At 70.1% G+C, this 14,628-nt stretch carries 14 protein-coding genes and 2 pseudogenes; 7 read left to right on the top strand and 9 right to left on the bottom strand.

The features are described 5' to 3' along the window. Positions 1 to 15: 15 nt before the first annotated feature. Positions 16 to 660 carry a DUF8020 domain-containing protein gene (locus ON41_RS04965; RefSeq protein ID WP_040745563.1) on the top strand — a complete coding sequence of 215 codons (645 nt, stop codon included), beginning with the start codon at positions 16 to 18 and terminating at the stop codon, positions 658 to 660. A 15-nt stretch (positions 661 to 675) separates the two neighbouring features. Here the strand turns inward: ON41_RS04965 and ON41_RS04960 are convergent, their stop codons facing one another. Then, positions 676 to 1,896 (bottom strand): lipase family protein, encoded by a 1,221-nt coding sequence (locus ON41_RS04960; RefSeq protein WP_063709834.1) that lies wholly within the window; start codon positions 1,894 to 1,896, stop codon positions 676 to 678. 252 nt (positions 1,897 to 2,148) lie between these two features. Here ON41_RS04960 and ON41_RS04955 point away from each other — a divergent pair, with 252 nt between their 5' ends. Together ON41_RS04955 and ON41_RS04950 are read left to right on the top strand one after the other, a co-directional pair. Further along, complete coding sequence (locus ON41_RS04955) at positions 2,149 to 3,798, top strand: acetyl-coenzyme A carboxylase carboxyl transferase subunits beta/alpha (protein ID WP_040745561.1); 1,650 nt, start codon at positions 2,149 to 2,151, stop codon at positions 3,796 to 3,798. An 89-nt stretch (positions 3,799 to 3,887) separates the two neighbouring features. Beyond that, positions 3,888 to 4,745, top strand: coding sequence for an aldo/keto reductase (locus tag ON41_RS04950; protein ID WP_040745559.1), 858 nt, complete (start codon positions 3,888 to 3,890; stop codon positions 4,743 to 4,745). A 6-nt stretch (positions 4,746 to 4,751) separates the two neighbouring features. Here ON41_RS04950 and ON41_RS04945 read toward each other — a convergent pair whose 3' ends face one another. Next, positions 4,752 to 5,906 carry a flavin-containing monooxygenase gene (locus tag ON41_RS04945; RefSeq protein ID WP_246829449.1) on the bottom strand — a complete coding sequence of 385 codons (1,155 nt, stop codon included), beginning with the start codon at positions 5,904 to 5,906 and terminating at the stop codon, positions 4,752 to 4,754. An 85-nt stretch (positions 5,907 to 5,991) separates the two neighbouring features. Between ON41_RS04945 and ON41_RS04940 the strand changes: the two genes are divergently transcribed. From ON41_RS04940 to ON41_RS04925, 4 genes are all read left to right on the top strand, one after another. After that, positions 5,992 to 6,717 (top strand): enoyl-CoA hydratase, encoded by a 726-nt coding sequence (locus ON41_RS04940; protein WP_040745555.1) that lies wholly within the window; start codon positions 5,992 to 5,994, stop codon positions 6,715 to 6,717. Beyond that, entirely contained in the window at positions 6,717 to 7,874 is a 1,158-nt protein-coding gene (locus ON41_RS04935; RefSeq protein ID WP_051160979.1) for an MBL fold metallo-hydrolase, read from the top strand. Before ON41_RS04940 ends, ON41_RS04935 begins: the two co-directional genes overlap by 1 nt. Before the next feature lie 15 nt (positions 7,875 to 7,889). Next, entirely contained in the window at positions 7,890 to 8,153 is a 264-nt protein-coding gene (locus ON41_RS04930; protein WP_040745553.1) for an antitoxin, read from the top strand. Between the two features lie 107 nt (positions 8,154 to 8,260). Beyond that, entirely contained in the window at positions 8,261 to 10,519 is a 2,259-nt protein-coding gene (locus ON41_RS04925) for an ATP-dependent DNA ligase (RefSeq protein WP_040745551.1), read from the top strand. 142 nt (positions 10,520 to 10,661) lie between these two features. On the opposite strand, the gene ON41_RS04920 is transcribed toward ON41_RS04925, so the two are convergent. The 7 genes and pseudogenes from ON41_RS04920 to ON41_RS42465 form a co-directional block, all read right to left on the bottom strand. Further along, on the bottom strand, positions 10,662 to 11,306 hold the full coding sequence (locus ON41_RS04920) for a cysteine hydrolase family protein (protein WP_040745549.1): 645 nt from the start codon (positions 11,304 to 11,306) through the stop codon (positions 10,662 to 10,664). A 45-nt stretch (positions 11,307 to 11,351) separates the two neighbouring features. Next, positions 11,352 to 11,546, bottom strand: a pseudogene (locus ON41_RS42880) (DoxX family protein); the annotation flags it as partial. A 238-nt stretch (positions 11,547 to 11,784) separates the two neighbouring features. Next, a complete protein-coding gene (locus ON41_RS04910) occupies positions 11,785 to 12,387 on the bottom strand; it encodes a GTP-binding protein (RefSeq protein WP_174411295.1) in 603 nt (200 codons plus the stop codon). Continuing rightward, on the bottom strand, positions 12,368 to 12,742 hold the full coding sequence (locus ON41_RS04905; RefSeq protein ID WP_024800684.1) for a DUF742 domain-containing protein: 375 nt from the start codon (positions 12,740 to 12,742) through the stop codon (positions 12,368 to 12,370). Before ON41_RS04905 ends, ON41_RS04910 begins: the two co-directional genes overlap by 20 nt. A 7-nt stretch (positions 12,743 to 12,749) precedes the next feature. After that, entirely contained in the window at positions 12,750 to 13,163 is a 414-nt protein-coding gene (locus tag ON41_RS04900) for a roadblock/LC7 domain-containing protein (protein ID WP_040745542.1), read from the bottom strand. Beyond that, complete coding sequence (locus ON41_RS04895; RefSeq protein WP_157185359.1) at positions 13,160 to 14,161, bottom strand: hypothetical protein; 1,002 nt, start codon at positions 14,159 to 14,161, stop codon at positions 13,160 to 13,162. Before ON41_RS04895 ends, ON41_RS04900 begins: the two co-directional genes overlap by 4 nt. A gap of 13 nt (positions 14,162 to 14,174) precedes the next feature. Beyond that, positions 14,175 to 14,628, bottom strand: a pseudogene (locus tag ON41_RS42465) (sensor histidine kinase); the annotation flags it as partial.

Below are 14,628 nucleotides of genomic sequence, written 5' to 3'. Positions count from 1 at the left end.
AGGGAACAACTACACATGAATACGCGCAAGCTCACCGCGGGAGTGCTACCTGTGCTCGCGGCCGTTGCCGTCGGGGCCGGCACCGTCCACGCGGAACCCGTCACCGGCGACGTGGGCTACGAGACCGTCCTGTCCGGCGACACCGTCCGGACCACGCTGTCCGACGGGTATTTCGCCGTATCGGGCGACGAGCGCACCGTCGACATCCGCTCGGCCGACGGCGCCACACTGGTGACGCTGCCGCTCGCGGTGCGCCAGGACGGCCTGGAATACCCGCTGCCGCACCGGATCGGCGAAGCGGGCCGGGTGCTCGAACTGACCGCCGTCCGGGACGTGGCCGCGGTCCGGCCGGTGGAGGTGACACCGGTGGCCTCGCTGGAGGAGAACCAGCTCGCGATGCAGGCGTTCGCCTCGCAGTTCGGGATCGCCACCGCGATCGGCGGATTCATCGGCACCGCGATCGGGGTGGCGATCGGTCTCACCGCATTCGTCGGTGGCGTCATAGGGATCCCCGCGGTCGTCACCGGAGCCGCACTCGGCGGCATCATCGGAACCCTGGTCGCGGGCGGTCCGACGCTGATCATCGCGGGCATGGACCTGATCGCCACGCTCGCCGCCCCGCCCGGCACCACGAAGTGGATGGAACTCACCGGACGCTGACCGGGGCAGCCGCCGTCAGCGAATCACACAGCCCGCGGGCGGCGGCACTCCCGCGAAACGGTCGGCGAGCGCGTTGAACCCACCGGCCGCCTCGGCGATGGCCGCGCCGTTGTGCATCGGGTACGTCGAATGCACGGCCGTCAGGGTCGCGCCCTGCGCGCAGTACGTCTCGACCAGCGCGGTGAAGCCCGGCACGGGAACCACGTCGTCGGTGGTGGAGTGGTACAGGTACATCGGGGCGTCGGGCGCGGGCGATCCGAGGTGGTTGGCCGACGCCGCGGCCAGGAAGACCGGATTCGACAGCAGGTTCGGGACGGTCGAGAAGTCGTCGACGTGCGCGCCGGCGTACTTGGGGACCAGGTCCGACCCGCAGGCGGACACGTTCTCGGCCAGCAGGGCCCGGCCTCGGTCGTTGAGCAGATCGATCAGGCCGGAACCGGGATCGTTGCGCGCCAGCGCGATCAGGATCAGCAGGGCCAGCCCGGCCTGCACGCCACCGTCGACATGCTGTGCGATCGACGGGATATCGGCCGGGACGCCGCCCGCGGTGATACCCGCCAGCGGCACGTCCGGCGCGTACTGCGCCCGCAGCTGCCCGGCCCACAGCGCGGCGAACGCGCCGCCCGAATATCCCCAGGCGCCCACCGGGCTGTGCGCGACATCGGCCGGCGGGAAGGACCGCGCGGCCCGGATTCCGTCCAGCACGGCGCGTCCGGCCGCCGGGCCGTCGAAAAACCGCGACTGCGGACCCTCGTAGTCGGGGACCACCACCGCCCAGCCGCGCCGCAGCGACTCCACCAGGAACGGGATGTCCAGCACCGTGTTGACCACGCCGGCGTCACGGGCGCCGCCGAGCGCGAAGGAGGGTGCGCACCGGGTGCCCAGGCTGTCCTCGGGAACCTGGTAGGCCAGCAGCGGCCGCGGACCCGGCCAGGGGACGGGCGGCACGAGCATCGTCGCCACGTCCAGAAGCGGAGCGCCGTCGGAATCCGTTGTGCGATAGCGCAATTGCCAGGCCGACACGGGAATCGGCAAGCCGAGCAGCGCAATCGGACGCGACCCGAGCACGGCGCCGTTCGGCTGGTCCGCGAGGTCGGCGGGCGCGGCGTAGAACGGATCATCGTCCGGGAGTGGAAGTTCGGCCCGCGCGACCGTTCCCGGCAGCATGGCGATGACCGTGGCCATCACCGCCAGGAGGAGCACGGGCCCTGCGCGCCAACCGTTTTCGCGAGCCATCGACGTAATCTCGTGTCCCATCGCGCCTCCCGCGTATGTCACTCCCGATACGCGGGCGCCTCGGCCACGGGGGTCGCACCGACCGCTCCACACCATCGGGGGTCCATCACCGTAACCCTCGACAAATAGCTGGGCAACGACCATTACCGAGCCGCGACCCAAGCGAGACCCGCGCCCGGTGACCCGTGACCAGCCCGATCTCGATTCCGTCCAGCCACCGTGACGGGTATAGGGCTGGTTACGCTCGGGCGCGTGAGGATATCGGCGCGAGAGTTACTCGGCGAACTGCTCGATCCGGGCTCGTTCACGAGTTGGGACCGCCCGCCGGTCGAGGTCGCGGCCGATCCGGCGTACCGCGCCGACCTGCGCGCGGCGGCGGACCGGGCGGGCACCGACGAATCCGTGCTGACCGGCGCGGGGCTGCTGCGCGGGCGGCGCGTGGCCGTGATCGCCTGCGAATTCGGATTCCTCGCCGGATCGGTCGGGGTCGCGGCCGCCGAGCGCATCGCGACCGCGGTCGAGCGCGCCACCGAACTCGGCCTGCCGCTGGTGGCCTCGCCCACCTCGGGCGGCACCCGGATGCAGGAGGGCACCGTCGCCTTCGTGCAGATGGTGAAGATCGCAGGTGCGGTGGCGGCGCACAAGGCGGCCGGCCACCCGTACCTGGTCTACCTGCGCGATCCGACCATGGGCGGAGTCTTCGCGTCCTGGGGTTCCCTGGGCCACATGACCTTCGCCCAGCCCGGCGCGCTGATCGGCTTCCTCGGCCCCCGCGTCTACGAGGCCCTCTACGGCCGGCCGTTCCCGGAGGGCGTGCAGACGGCGGAGAATCTCTATCGCAACGGCGTGATCGACGGAGTGGTGCCGGTGCGGGTATTCCGGCGCATCGCCCATCGCGTGCTCAATGTGGCGATAGGTGATGAGGACACCCCTACCTCCCCTCCCTTTTTCCGGCACGCTTTTGGCCGGAATCCACAGGCGGAGGTAGTTTCCGGCCAAAAGCGTGCCGGAAACTTCGAGAGCGCGCATTCCGGAAACTTCGAGAGTGCGCATTCCAGAAACGCTGAGAGTGCGCATTCCGAAGGCGCTGAGAGGGCGCATTCCGAAGGCGCTGAGAGGGCCGCTGACCCCGACCAGACCTGGCAATCGGTGGTCATTTCCCGTCGTCCCGAGCGCCCCGGCATCCGGGAACTGTTGCGGCGTGCCACCGATCGGGTGCCGCTCAGCGGGACGGGGCAGGGGGAGGCGGATCGGACCGTCGTGCACGCGCTGGCTCGGCTGCGGGGGCGGCCGTGTGTGGTGTTCGGGCACGATCGGGCCGGGCAGACCGGCGAGAACACCATGGGACCGGCAGCTTTACGTGAGGCGCGGCGCAGCATGCATCTGGCCGCGGAGCTGCGGTTGCCGCTGGTCCTGGTGATCGATACCGCCGGGGCCGCCCTGTCCCGCGAGGCCGAGGAGCGCGGCCTGGCGCCCGAAATCGCCCGCTGCATAGCCGATCTCGTCACGCTCGAGACCCCGACGATCTCGGTGCTGCTGGGCCAGGGCAGCGGCGGCGGCGCCCTCGCACTACTGCCCGCCGACCGCGTCCTCGCGGCCCGCCACTCCTGGCTGGCGCCGCTGCCGCCGGAGGGGGCCAGCGCGATCGTCCACCGGGATACCGCCCACGCCCCGGAGCTGGCCGCCGCCCAGCGCATCGGCGCCCCGGATCTGCTGGCCGACGGGATCGTCGACCGCCTCGTCCCGGAACTCCCCGACGCCGCCGACGAACCCGTCGACTTCTCCCGCCGCCTGCTCGCCGCCCTCGCCGAGGAATTGTCGCTGCTCGGCACCCGGTCACCGCACGACCTGGCCGCGCTGCGCAAGCGTCGCTACCGACGGCTGGGGCTCCCGGCGACCTGACCTCGGGCCCCGATCGAAAGCCGGGCACTCTACGAACACGCTCCGGGGGTTCGTTGACGGGCCCGCAAACCGCTTCTACGGTCGGAAAGGTGACCTTTCGCAGCGAGACCAGCGCAGTCCCGTCGATCATCCTGAACGACGGCAACGTGATCCCGAAGCTCGGTTTCGGTGTGTTCCAGGTGTCCGAAACCGAGACGTCCGCGACAGTGACCGCCGCCCTGGAGGCCGGGTACCGCAGCATCGACACCGCCGCCCTCTACGGCAACGAAGCCGAGGTGGGCCACGCCATCAGGGAGTTCGGACTACCTCGTGACGAGGTCTTCGTCACCACCAAGCTGCGGAATTCCGACCAGGGCTACGACTCGACGCTCCAGGCGTTCGAGACCAGCATGCAGAAGCTGGGCCTGGACTACCTGGACCTGTACCTGATCCACTGGCCGGTCCCGTCGGCCGACCGGTTCGTCGACACCTACCGCGCCTTCCAGGCATTGAAGGCCCAGGGCCGGATCGGATCGATCGGCGTCTCCAACTTCAACCGCGACCACCTGGAGCGGCTGATCGCCGAGACCGGCGAGACCCCGGCGGTCAACCAGATCGAACTGCATCCCAGCCTGGCCCAGCCGGAGCTGCGGGCCTTCCACGCCGAACACGGCATCGCGACGGAGGCGTGGGCCCCGCTCGGCCAGGGCGCGGAGCTGAAGGATCCGACCATCACGGGCATCGCGCAGGAGATCGGCCGCTCCCCCGCCCAGGTGATCATCCGCTGGCACCTCCAGCTCGGCAACGTGGTCATCCCGAAGTCCGTCACCCCGTCCCGCATCCAGGAGAATTTCGACGTCTTCTCCTTCGAACTCACGACAGAGCAGATGCAGATCATCTCCGCCCTCGACACCGCCACCCGAGTAGGCCCCGACCCCGCCGTCTTCGCCGTAGGCCTCGAGAACTGACGCCGGTCAGCTCTGGCGGAGACCCAGGTGGGTGGTGAGTTCGACGGCGGCGGCCTGGCCGGCGCGGTTGGCGCCGATGGTGCTGGCCGAGGGGCCGTAGCCGAGGAGGTGGATGCGGGGGTCCGAGGCGACCTGGGTGGCCAGGCGGCCGGTCATGGTGATGCCGCCTCCCGGACCGCGCAGGCGTAGTGGGGCCAGGTGGTCGAGTGCGCTGCGAAAACCGGTGGCCCACAGGATGACCCGGGCGGGCTGGAACTTTCCGTCGGCCCAGCGCACACCCTCGGGTTCGATACTCCGGAACATCGGATGCCAGTCCAGGGCCCCGCGGGCACGGGCCGCGCGCACCCGGTCGTCGACCGGCAGCCCGGTCACCGACACCACCGATCGCGGCGGCAGCCCGCGCCGCACCCGATCCTCGACCATCGCCACCGCACGGCGTCCCGCGTCGGGCGTGAACGGCCCCTCCCGCCAGCGAGGCTCGGTGCGCGACACCCACGTCGTGGTCGTGACCTGCGAGATCTCGTCCAGCAACTGCACCGCCGTGACCCCGGCCCCGACCACCACCACGTGCTCGCCCGCGAAGGCGTCGGCCGTCCGGTAGTCGTGGGCGTGCACCTGCCGGCCCGCGAACGTCTCCGCGCCCGGGTAGTACGGGACGAACGGCTTCTCCCACGTCCCGGTCGCGTTGATCAACCCCCGCACCCGCAACTGTCCGTCCGCCCCCGACCCGGACGCGTCGGCGCGAGAGGCGGTTTCGGCGTGCAGCAGGCCGTCGACCTCTCCGGTGGGGCAGGTGTCGGGAGTCGCGCGATCGCATACCACGCGAACCGACACCGGCCGGTGCACGCGCAGATCGAAGCGCTTCTCGTAGAGTTCGAAGTAGTGCGGTACCGCGGTGGCCGCCCGCGCGTTCTCCGACCCCTCCGGCAATGTCTCGGCGAACTCCATACCGGGCAGGTCGTGGACCCGGTTCACGGTGCTCAGCGTCAGCGACGGCCAGCGGAACTGCCAGGCCCCGCCCGCCGCCGGCGCGTGATCCACGACCAGAAAGTCCCGCTCCGGCGCCAATCCCAGCCGCTTCAGGTGATAGGCCGCGGACAATCCGGCCTGCCCGGCGCCGATGACCAGGATCTCGAAATCGCGTGCGGTCACCGGCGTCACGGTACGCGGGGTGCGTCGAGTGCGGTCAGGCAACCTCGCGCCGCATAAGGTGAAGGTATTCGAACCGCATGAATGGGGAGGCCAGATGCTCGGAGTCAGTCGCGATGGCGACGTGGTCACCATCGAACTGCAGCGCCCGGAGCGGCGCAACGCCCTCAACGACGAGTTGGTCGGGCAGGTGCGGGAGGCTGTGACGACCGCCGCGGCCGAGGCCCGCGTCATCGTCCTCACCGGTCAGGGGCCGCTGTTCAGCGCGGGAGCCGACCTGTCCGGGGTGTACTCGCCGGTCTTCCTGGACGCGCTGATGGAGATGCTGCACACCATCGAGACCGTCCCGGTCCCGGTGATCGCCGCGATCAACGGCGGCGCGCTCGGCGCGGGGGTACAGCTGTCGCTCGCCTCGGATCTGCGGGTGATGAGCCCCGAGTCCTATATCGCGATTCCGGCCGCGAAACTCGGCATCTCCGTCGACCGCTGGACCGTCCGCCGCCTCGTCTCGCTGATCGGCGGCGGCCCGGCGCGCACGATCCTGATGGGCGCCGAATCCGTAACCGCTTCCGACGCTTACGCTTTCGGCTTCGCGAATCGGATCGGCACGCTGGCCGACGCACAGGCGTGGGCGAAGTCGATCGCCGAACTGGCGCCGCTGTCGTTACGACATCTCAAACTCGTCTTCAACGACGACGGGACCCGCGGCGAGGACACCCCGGAGCAGCGGGCCGCCCTCGAGACCGCCTGGCGCAGCGACGATGCCACCGAGGCCCGCCTGGCCCGGGAACAGAAGCGCGCGGCGAAGTTCGCGGGGCGCTGATGGCACCGCAATCGCTGTTCTCCGTCGCGCGCCGCGCCGCCCTCGGCATCGCCGGTGCGGCCGGCCTGACCTGGGCCGCACGCGCCGCGCGCGGCATTCCCACATCGATGGGCGCCTCGGCCGGAGATATCGCGCCGACCGCGACCGGCTCGGCGAGCTACCGCAACCGGCAATTCCACAACACCGAGCCGAGCACCCAGTTCGCCTCGGGTTCGGGCCTGTCGCTGCTGCTGTCGGCGATGACCCGCACCAACGTCGGACGACCGGAGGGCGCGATCCCGCTGGCCACGCCGGAGGTTCCGGACGAGCCGGGCGACCTGGCGGTCACCTGGTACGGGCACGCCTCCGCCCTGCTGGAGGTCGACGGCTACCGCGTCCTCACCGATCCGGTGTGGAGCGAGCGGGTCTCCCCGTCGCCGACCGTCGGACCGGCCCGGCTGCACCCGGTGCCGGTGGCGCTGACCGAGCTGCCGCCGGTGGACGCGATCGTGATCTCCCACGACCACTACGACCACCTGGACCGCGAGACGGTGCTCGCCCTGACCGAGACGCAGGACGCGCCGTTCGTCGTGCCGATCGGCATCGGCGCGCACCTGCGCAAATGGCGGGTGCCCGAGGACCGGATCATCGAATTGGACTGGGGCGCTTCGACTTCCCTCGGTGACCTGGTGATCACCTGCACCGAGGCGCGGCACTTCTCGGGCCGCGGGCTGGTCCGCAACACCACGCTGTGGGCCTCGTGGGTGGTCGCGGGTCCGGCGCGTCGCGTGTACTTCGGTGGCGACACCGGCTATACCAAGGCGTTCGCGGAGATCGGCGCGACGCTGGGCCCGTTCGATCTGACCCTGCTGCCGATCGGCGCGTACGACGTGCACTGGCCGGATGTCCACATGAATCCGGAGGAGGCGGTGCGTGCCCACGCCGACGTCTGCGTCGGCGAGCCGGGCCACGGGCTGCTGATCCCGATTCACTGGGCGACGTTCAATCTGGCCTTCCACGGCTGGTCGGAGCCGGTGCAGCGAGCGGTGGCGGCGGCCCGCGCCGCCGGGACCGCGATCGCGGTGCCGCTGCCCGGCCAGCGGATAGCTGCGAATGCGGTATCACCGCAGGTCTCGTGGTGGGAAGATGTGCGCAAACAACCAGCTGAGGACCGATGAGTTAGGAGTGCGACCGTGAGTCTGATTGACACCCTCAAGGGATTGGTCGGTAAGGGCAGGGACGCGGCCTCCGAGAACGCCGAGAAGATACACGACGCGGTGGACAAGGCCGGCGGCTTCATCGACGAGAAGACCGGCGGCAAATACAGCGACAAGATCGGGAAGGGCACCGACGCGCTGAAGAACGCCATCCCCGACAAGGACCAGCCGGGAGCCGCCCCGGAGCAGACGCCTCCGGCTCCCGAGCCGCCGGCCGATCCGGACACGCCCAAGCCCTGACCGCACGACTGCCGACGGGCCGCTCGTCGTCTCGATTCCGGGACGTCAGCGGCCCGTCGTCGTTCGCGTGGCCACGGGTTGTCGGTGCCGCCCTCTAAACTTCGGATATGGTGTCCCGCCGCCGGTTCGGGAATGTCGAGGTTGAGCTCAGCAACCTCGACAAGGTGCTGTATCCCGCCACCGGCACCACCAAGGGCGAGGTCATCGACTATTTCACCGCCATCGCCCCGGCGCTGCTGCCGCACATCGCCGACCGCCCGGTCACCCGCAAGCGCTGGCCCAACGGGGTCGACGAGCCCTCCTTCTTCGAGAAGAACCTGGCCACGCACGCGCCGAAGTGGATCCGCCGCCAGACCGTCGACCATTCCGACCGCCGGGTCACCTACCCCGTCATCGACTCGGTGGCCGGGTTGGCGTGGATCGGGCAGCAGGCCTCGCTGGAAATCCATGTGCCGCAATGGCGTTTCGTCTCCGGCGAGCGCGGCCCCGTCACCCGGCTGGTATTCGACCTCGACCCGGGGCCGGGCGTAGAGCTCTCGCAGTGCGCCCAGGTCGCGCTGTGGATCCGCGATACGGTCCGCGATGCCGGGCTCGACGCCTACCCGGTGACCAGCGGCAGCAAGGGCCTGCACGTCTACGTCCCGCTGGACCGCGAACTCACCGCGGGCGGCGCGTCGACGGTGGCCAAACAGGTGGCCACGGGCCTGGAGAAACTCCATCCGGAGCTGGTCACCGCCACCATGTCCAAGGCCGCGCGGCCGGGCAAGATCTTCCTCGACTGGAGCCAGAACAACCCGTCCAAGACCACCATCGCGCCCTATTCGCTGCGCGGCCGCACCCACCCCACCGTCGCGGCGCCACGCACCTGGGCCGAGATCGAGGACCGGAAACGCCTGCGGCACTTGACCTTCGACGAGGTCCTGGCCCGCTGGCGCGACCATGGCGACGTGCTGTCCGGTCTCGATCCCCCGCTCGCCGACCAATCCCCCGACGCCCTGGCCACCTACCGCTCGATGCGCGATCCGGCCCGCACCCCTGAGCCGGTGCCGGACGAGATCCCGGCCGAGGGCCCGGGCGACCGCTTCGTCATCCAGGAGCACCACGCCCGCCGCCTGCACTGGGACCTGCGGCTGGAGCGGGGCGGGGTGCTGGTGTCGTGGGCGGTGCCGAAGGGCCCGCCCACCTCGACGCGGGAGAATCGCCTGGCCGTCCACACCGAGGACCACCCGCTGGAATACCTCCAGTTTCACGGCAGCATCCCCAAGGGTGAGTACGGCGGCGGCGAGATGACCATCTGGGATTCGGGCACCTACGAGACCGAGAAGTGGCGCGAGGACGAGGTCATCGTGCGCCTGCACGGCTCCCGGATCGACGGGCGCTATGCCTTGATCCAGACCAACGGCAACCAGTGGCTGATGCACCTGATGAAGCCGGAACCCGAGGCGGAACAACCGATCCCGAACGGCGCCCCGAAGCAGCCCGCGCAGTTCCCGCACGGCCTGACCCCCATGCTCGCCACCGCGGGCGACGTCTCCACGCTCACCACCGAGGAGTGGGCCTTCGAGACGAAGTGGGACGGCTTCCGCCTCATCGCCGAGATCGAGGACGGCACGGTCACCCTGCGCAGCCGCGCCGGTAACACCGTCACCGGGCGCTATCCGCGCCTGGCGGCGCTGGGCCGTGAACTCGCGGGGCACCGCGTGGTCCTGGACGGCGAGGCGGTGGTGTTCGACGATCATGGCGTCGCCAATCTCGGCCTGCTCCAAGCCGATGCGGCCCGCGCGGTCTTCGTGGCCTTCGACGTGCTGTACCTGGACGGGACGTCGCTGCTGCGCAAGCGCTACTCGGATCGGCGGCGGGTGCTGGAGGCGCTGGCCGGGCGGGCACCGTCGCTGGTGGTGCCGCCGCAGCTGGACGGTCCGGGCGCGCAGGCCCTGCGCTACAGCCAGGACCACGGCCTCGAGGGCGTCCTCGCCAAGCGCAAGGATTCCGTGTACCTCCCGGGCCGACGCGGCCAGTCCTGGGTCAAGACCCGCAACTGGCGCACCCAGCAGGTGGTGATCGGCGGCTGGCGGCGCAGCGACGCACGGCAGTTCGCCTCACTGCTCGTCGGTGTCCACCACGAGGGCCGGCTGTTCTACGTCGGCCGGGTCGGCACGGGCTTCAGCGAACAGGAGATGGCCGAACTCACCACCCGATTACACCGCCTCGAACGCAAGACCAGCCCGTTCGACAACGAACTCACGCCCGAGGAACGCAAGGACGCCGTCTGGGCCACCCCCAAGGTCACCGGCACCGTCCGCTACATGAACTGGACCGAAGCCGGCCGCATGTGGCACCCGGCCTGGATCCCCGCCACCGACTGAACCAGCGCCCACCCACCCCCGCCACACCTACCGCATCCCACGCACCCACCGCACCTACCGCATCCCACGCACCCACCGCACCTACCGCATCCGACGCACCCACCGCACCCCACGCATTTCCCGGCACGCTTTTGGCCGGGAACTACTCGCCCTTCTCCAGCAGCGGCACAATCGCATCACTATCCGTGACGACCGCATTCCCCTGGAATGCGAAGTCCTCCAAGGCCCGATCCATCGCCTCCTTGTCCTTGCCGCCGCAGGCGTCCCGGATCACCACGGGGACGAAGCCGAGGTCGGTGGAGTGGGTGACGGTCGGCGCGATGCCGATCTCCAGGGCGACGCCCGCGATCGCGTAGGACACGATGCCGAGGTCGCGCAGGACCGCGGCGAGCGGCGTGCCCTCGAAGGCCGACATCGAGGTCTTGTCGAAGACGATCTCGTCGGGCCCCGGTTGGAGTTGCGGCACCAGTTCGAATCCGGGCGTCCCGCGCTGGAGGATCGGCGTCACCTCGTCGAACGAGTCGACTCCCTGCCACGACATCGCCATCCGCATGGCGTACCGCCCGCTCAGGCGCTTGGGCAGGAACAGGTGCCGCAGGAAGATGATCGGGTACCCGCCCCGGCGCGCGGCCCCCACCACGCGTTCGACCCGCGCGACGATCTCGTCGCGGTCGTCGAGTTGCGACAGCACGCCCACCTGCATGTCGTAGACGATCACCGCCATCCGGCGCGGCGAGCAGAACTCACCGAGGTCCTCCGGAATGTCCAGGCCGTTGCCGTGGCGCACCGTACTTCTCCCTCTGCCGCAACCTTTTTCGCTCACCCTACCGGGTCACGCCGTGGCGAGGCCGAGGACGAGAGCACCGGCCGCGAGCGCGAAATACGCTCCGGGAAAGGCGATGTTGTAGAAGACCCGCGCCCGCACGTGCGCCGCCAAGGCTCCGGCGAAGAACAGCACCAGACCGATCGCGGCGGCGATCCCGATCGGGCGCATCCCGAGCAGGCCGAGCAGCAGTCCCACGACGCCCCGCTCGTTGTGCGCGCAGCGAAAACTGAACGATGGGCGGAAGCCGCCTCGACATCCCGGCGTCTCCACCCGGCATGCACCGCCTCGGCATCCCGGCGCGCTGCGCCTCGGACCCCGGCATGCGCCGACTTCGGATCCCGGCATACGCCGACTTCACCCGGCACGCGCCGACTTCGGATCCCGGCACGCTTTCGGCCGGGACCACCGCAGCGCCGGAACCCGCTGCGGTGGCGCCTCCTCAGTACCCTTGAACGACCTTGCGTAGCGCGTACTCGGTCACCGAGACCAGCGCCTGCTTGACCGGCTCGCGTCTGCGGGCGTCGATCGACATGATCGGCACGTCCGCGGGCACCGCCAGCGCCTGGCGGATGTCCTCGAGCGGGTACTTCGGCGCATCGTCGAACTCGTTGATGGCCACGAGGAACGGCAGGCTACGCGCCTCGAAGTAGTCCACCGCGGCGAAGCTGTCCTCCAGCCTGCGGGTGTCGACCAGCACCACGGCGCCGATGGCGCCGCGGATCAGGTCGTCCCACATGAACCAGAAGCGGTACTGGCCGGGTGTACCGAACAGGTACAGCACCAGGTCGTCGGCGAGGCTGATCCTGCCGAAGTCCATGGCCACCGTGGTGGTGGCCTTCGTCGGCACGGCGGCCAGGCTGTCGACACCGACGCTGGCATTGGTCACCAATGCCTCGGTGCGCAACGGAACGATCTCCGAAACCGCACCGACCAAGGTTGTCTTGCCCACGCCGAATCCACCGGCTACCACGATCTTTGCCGAGGTGGGCTTACTTGTACGCGTATCGACCTGGGCCGTCGAATCAAATACGCCGGAGTCCACTGAGAACCCTTTCGATCAGCTCGCGACGTTCGTCGTCGCTCGAATCGTCTTTCAAAGTCGCCGAAACTCGCACATGGCCGGCCTCGATCAGGTCGGCGACAAGCACTCGAGCCACCCCGATCGGAATACCCAGCCGGGCGGCCAGTTCTGCGACAGACGGCGATTCTCTGCACAACTCCACGATTGACGTCTCGATGTTGGTGAGCTCGAACTGCCGCTCTAGGGCGACCGGATGCGATGCGACGAGTGCCTCCAACGCCAACTCGACCGTCGGCCGCGTACGGCCGGCGGTCAACGAGTATGGGCGAACGAGGCTCGGCTCGGCGCTCCCCATGCGCTGGTTGTCTATGTCCATCCCACCATCAGGAACCCATCGTGACGCGAGGTGTGGCCTGAACTGTCTGGCCCACGCGCTCGACCAGCAAAGGCATCTCGTATCCCACTTGTCCGATATCGCAGGACGTATTTGTCAGTACCGCCAGGTAGGAGCCGTCGCCGACCGCCATGAGTAGCAGATAGCCGTGCTCCATCTCGACCACGGACTGCAGGACGGTGCCGCCTTCGAACAGGTTCGACACACCGACCGAGAGGCTGGCGAGCCCCGCGGTCACAGCGGACAGCTGTTCGGCACGGTCGACGGGCAGCTGTGCGCTCGCGGCCATCAACAGACCATCGGCCGAAACCAGCACGGCATGAGCGACGCCCGGAACCTCGTTGGCGAAGTTCGAAACCAGCCAATCCAGCTGACGGTTCGTACCACCTAGATCGGGGTTCATCGGTCTCCTTTATCTCCGGTTAGGTTCATTGCTCTCATTGCGCGGCCATCCCGAACGCCCTGCTGGTGGCGACTCAGGCTTGACCTGATGGACTCTGCGTCACGCGGGGGTGTGGGGTCGGCCTTTCCGATGACACCACCGGGAACAAGCCGATTACCCGGATCGCGCTGTGGCAATCCTGCCGAGGTCCGTTTTTCGGGTTGCGCCTCCACGGCCCGGCGAGCGGCCTGCCAGCCTTCGTCACCGGGTGATTCGAAGGAGGCGGCCGCCTGGGACCGGTCGGCATTCGGATCCGACAGCCAGGCCGACATCATCTCGGCGAAGATCGGCGTACCGCCCATCACCGAACTGGTCTCGTCTTCCGTCGGCTGCAACCGGGTCTGGAAGAACGACGCGGTCTTCTGCGGGTTGGACTTGAAGCTGTGCCGTCCCTGCTCGCGACCGTCGGCCGAGTCGTCCCCGGCCGAATCCTCCGGCCTCGGCAGGCTCAGCCCCGGCGTCGGTGACGGCCGCGGCGGCAGATCGGCTCCCGGCTTGCGCTGCGGCAGGCCGATGGATCCCGAGGACCGCTGCGGCAGGTCCTTATCCGCCTCCGGCTGGGTCAGCCCGCTCGCGGACTCCCGTTGCGGCAGACCGCTTCCCGCCCCGCGCTGCGGCAGGCCGGAGCCGGGCTCGCGCCGCGGCAGGCCGCCGCCCGATTCCCGCTGCGGCAGTCCGAGACCGGAATCCCGCTGCGGCAGACCACCACTCGAATCACGGGCGGGCAGGCCGCCGGTCGACTCGCGCTGCGGCAGGCCGAGTCCCGAATCCCGGGTCGGCAGGCCGCCACTCGACTCACGCGTCAGGTTGTCCGGCTCCGGCTGGGTCAGCCCACCGGCGGGCTCGCGCTTCGGCAGCCCGTTCCCCGGCTCACGCTGCGGCAGTCCCCCGCGCTGCGGCAACCCGCTCGCGCCGGACTCCCGCGACGGCAGCCCGTTCCCGGGCTCACGCGACGGCAAGCCGGAACCCGGCTCACGCGACGGCAGGCCGGAAGCCCGAGTCACGGGACGGCAGACCGGAGCCAGGCTCACGCGACGGCAGGCCGGAGCCCGAGTCGCGGGACGGCAGGCCGGAGCCGGGCTCACGCTGGGGCAGGCCACCGCCCGCGCCGCGCTGCGGCAGGCCGCCGCCCGGCTCGCGGGGCGGCAGGTCGGTTCCCGAATCACGCTGCGGCAGACCGCCGCCGCGGGACAGACCGGCGCCGGGCTCCCGCTGTGGGATGCCGGTGCTGCCGGGGCGCCGGGTCGGGAGGCCGCGACCCGAATCGAGCAGGCCGTTGGCCCCGGACTCCCGCTGCGGCAGGCCGTTTCCGGCCGGATCCCGCTGGGGCAGACCGGAACCGGGCTCGCGCTGGGGCAGGCCGGTCGCACCGGATTCGCGCTGCGGCAGGTTCGCCGCGGGACGCTCCGGCGTCTCCTCGCCGGGA

Origin of the sequence: Nocardia transvalensis NBRC 15921 (genome assembly GCF_000308875.1) — a bacterium.
In the GTDB taxonomy this organism is placed as follows: domain Bacteria; phylum Actinomycetota; class Actinomycetes; order Mycobacteriales; family Mycobacteriaceae; genus Nocardia; species Nocardia transvalensis.
Note: the sequence above shows the minus strand (reverse complement) of the source record. Positions and strands in the feature narration are given on the sequence as shown.

Bases quoted from the DNA above. Each gene is read 5' to 3' on its own strand.
- ON41_RS04965 (WP_040745563.1), top strand. From the start codon at position 16: ATGAATACGCGCAAGCTCACCGCGGGAGTGCTACCTGTGCTCGCGGCC.
- ON41_RS04960 (WP_063709834.1), bottom strand. From the start codon at position 1,896: ATGGCTCGCGAAAACGGTTGGCGCGCAGGGCCCGTGCTCCTCCTGGCG.
- ON41_RS04940 (WP_040745555.1), top strand. From the start codon at position 5,992: ATGCTCGGAGTCAGTCGCGATGGCGACGTGGTCACCATCGAACTGCAG.
- ON41_RS04935 (WP_051160979.1), top strand. From the start codon at position 6,717: ATGGCACCGCAATCGCTGTTCTCCGTCGCGCGCCGCGCCGCCCTCGGC.
- ON41_RS04925 (WP_040745551.1), top strand. From the start codon at position 8,261: ATGGTGTCCCGCCGCCGGTTCGGGAATGTCGAGGTTGAGCTCAGCAAC.
- ON41_RS04905 (WP_024800684.1), bottom strand. From the start codon at position 12,742: ATGGACATAGACAACCAGCGCATGGGGAGCGCCGAGCCGAGCCTCGTT.
- ON41_RS04900 (WP_040745542.1), bottom strand. From the start codon at position 13,163: ATGAACCCCGATCTAGGTGGTACGAACCGTCAGCTGGATTGGCTGGTT.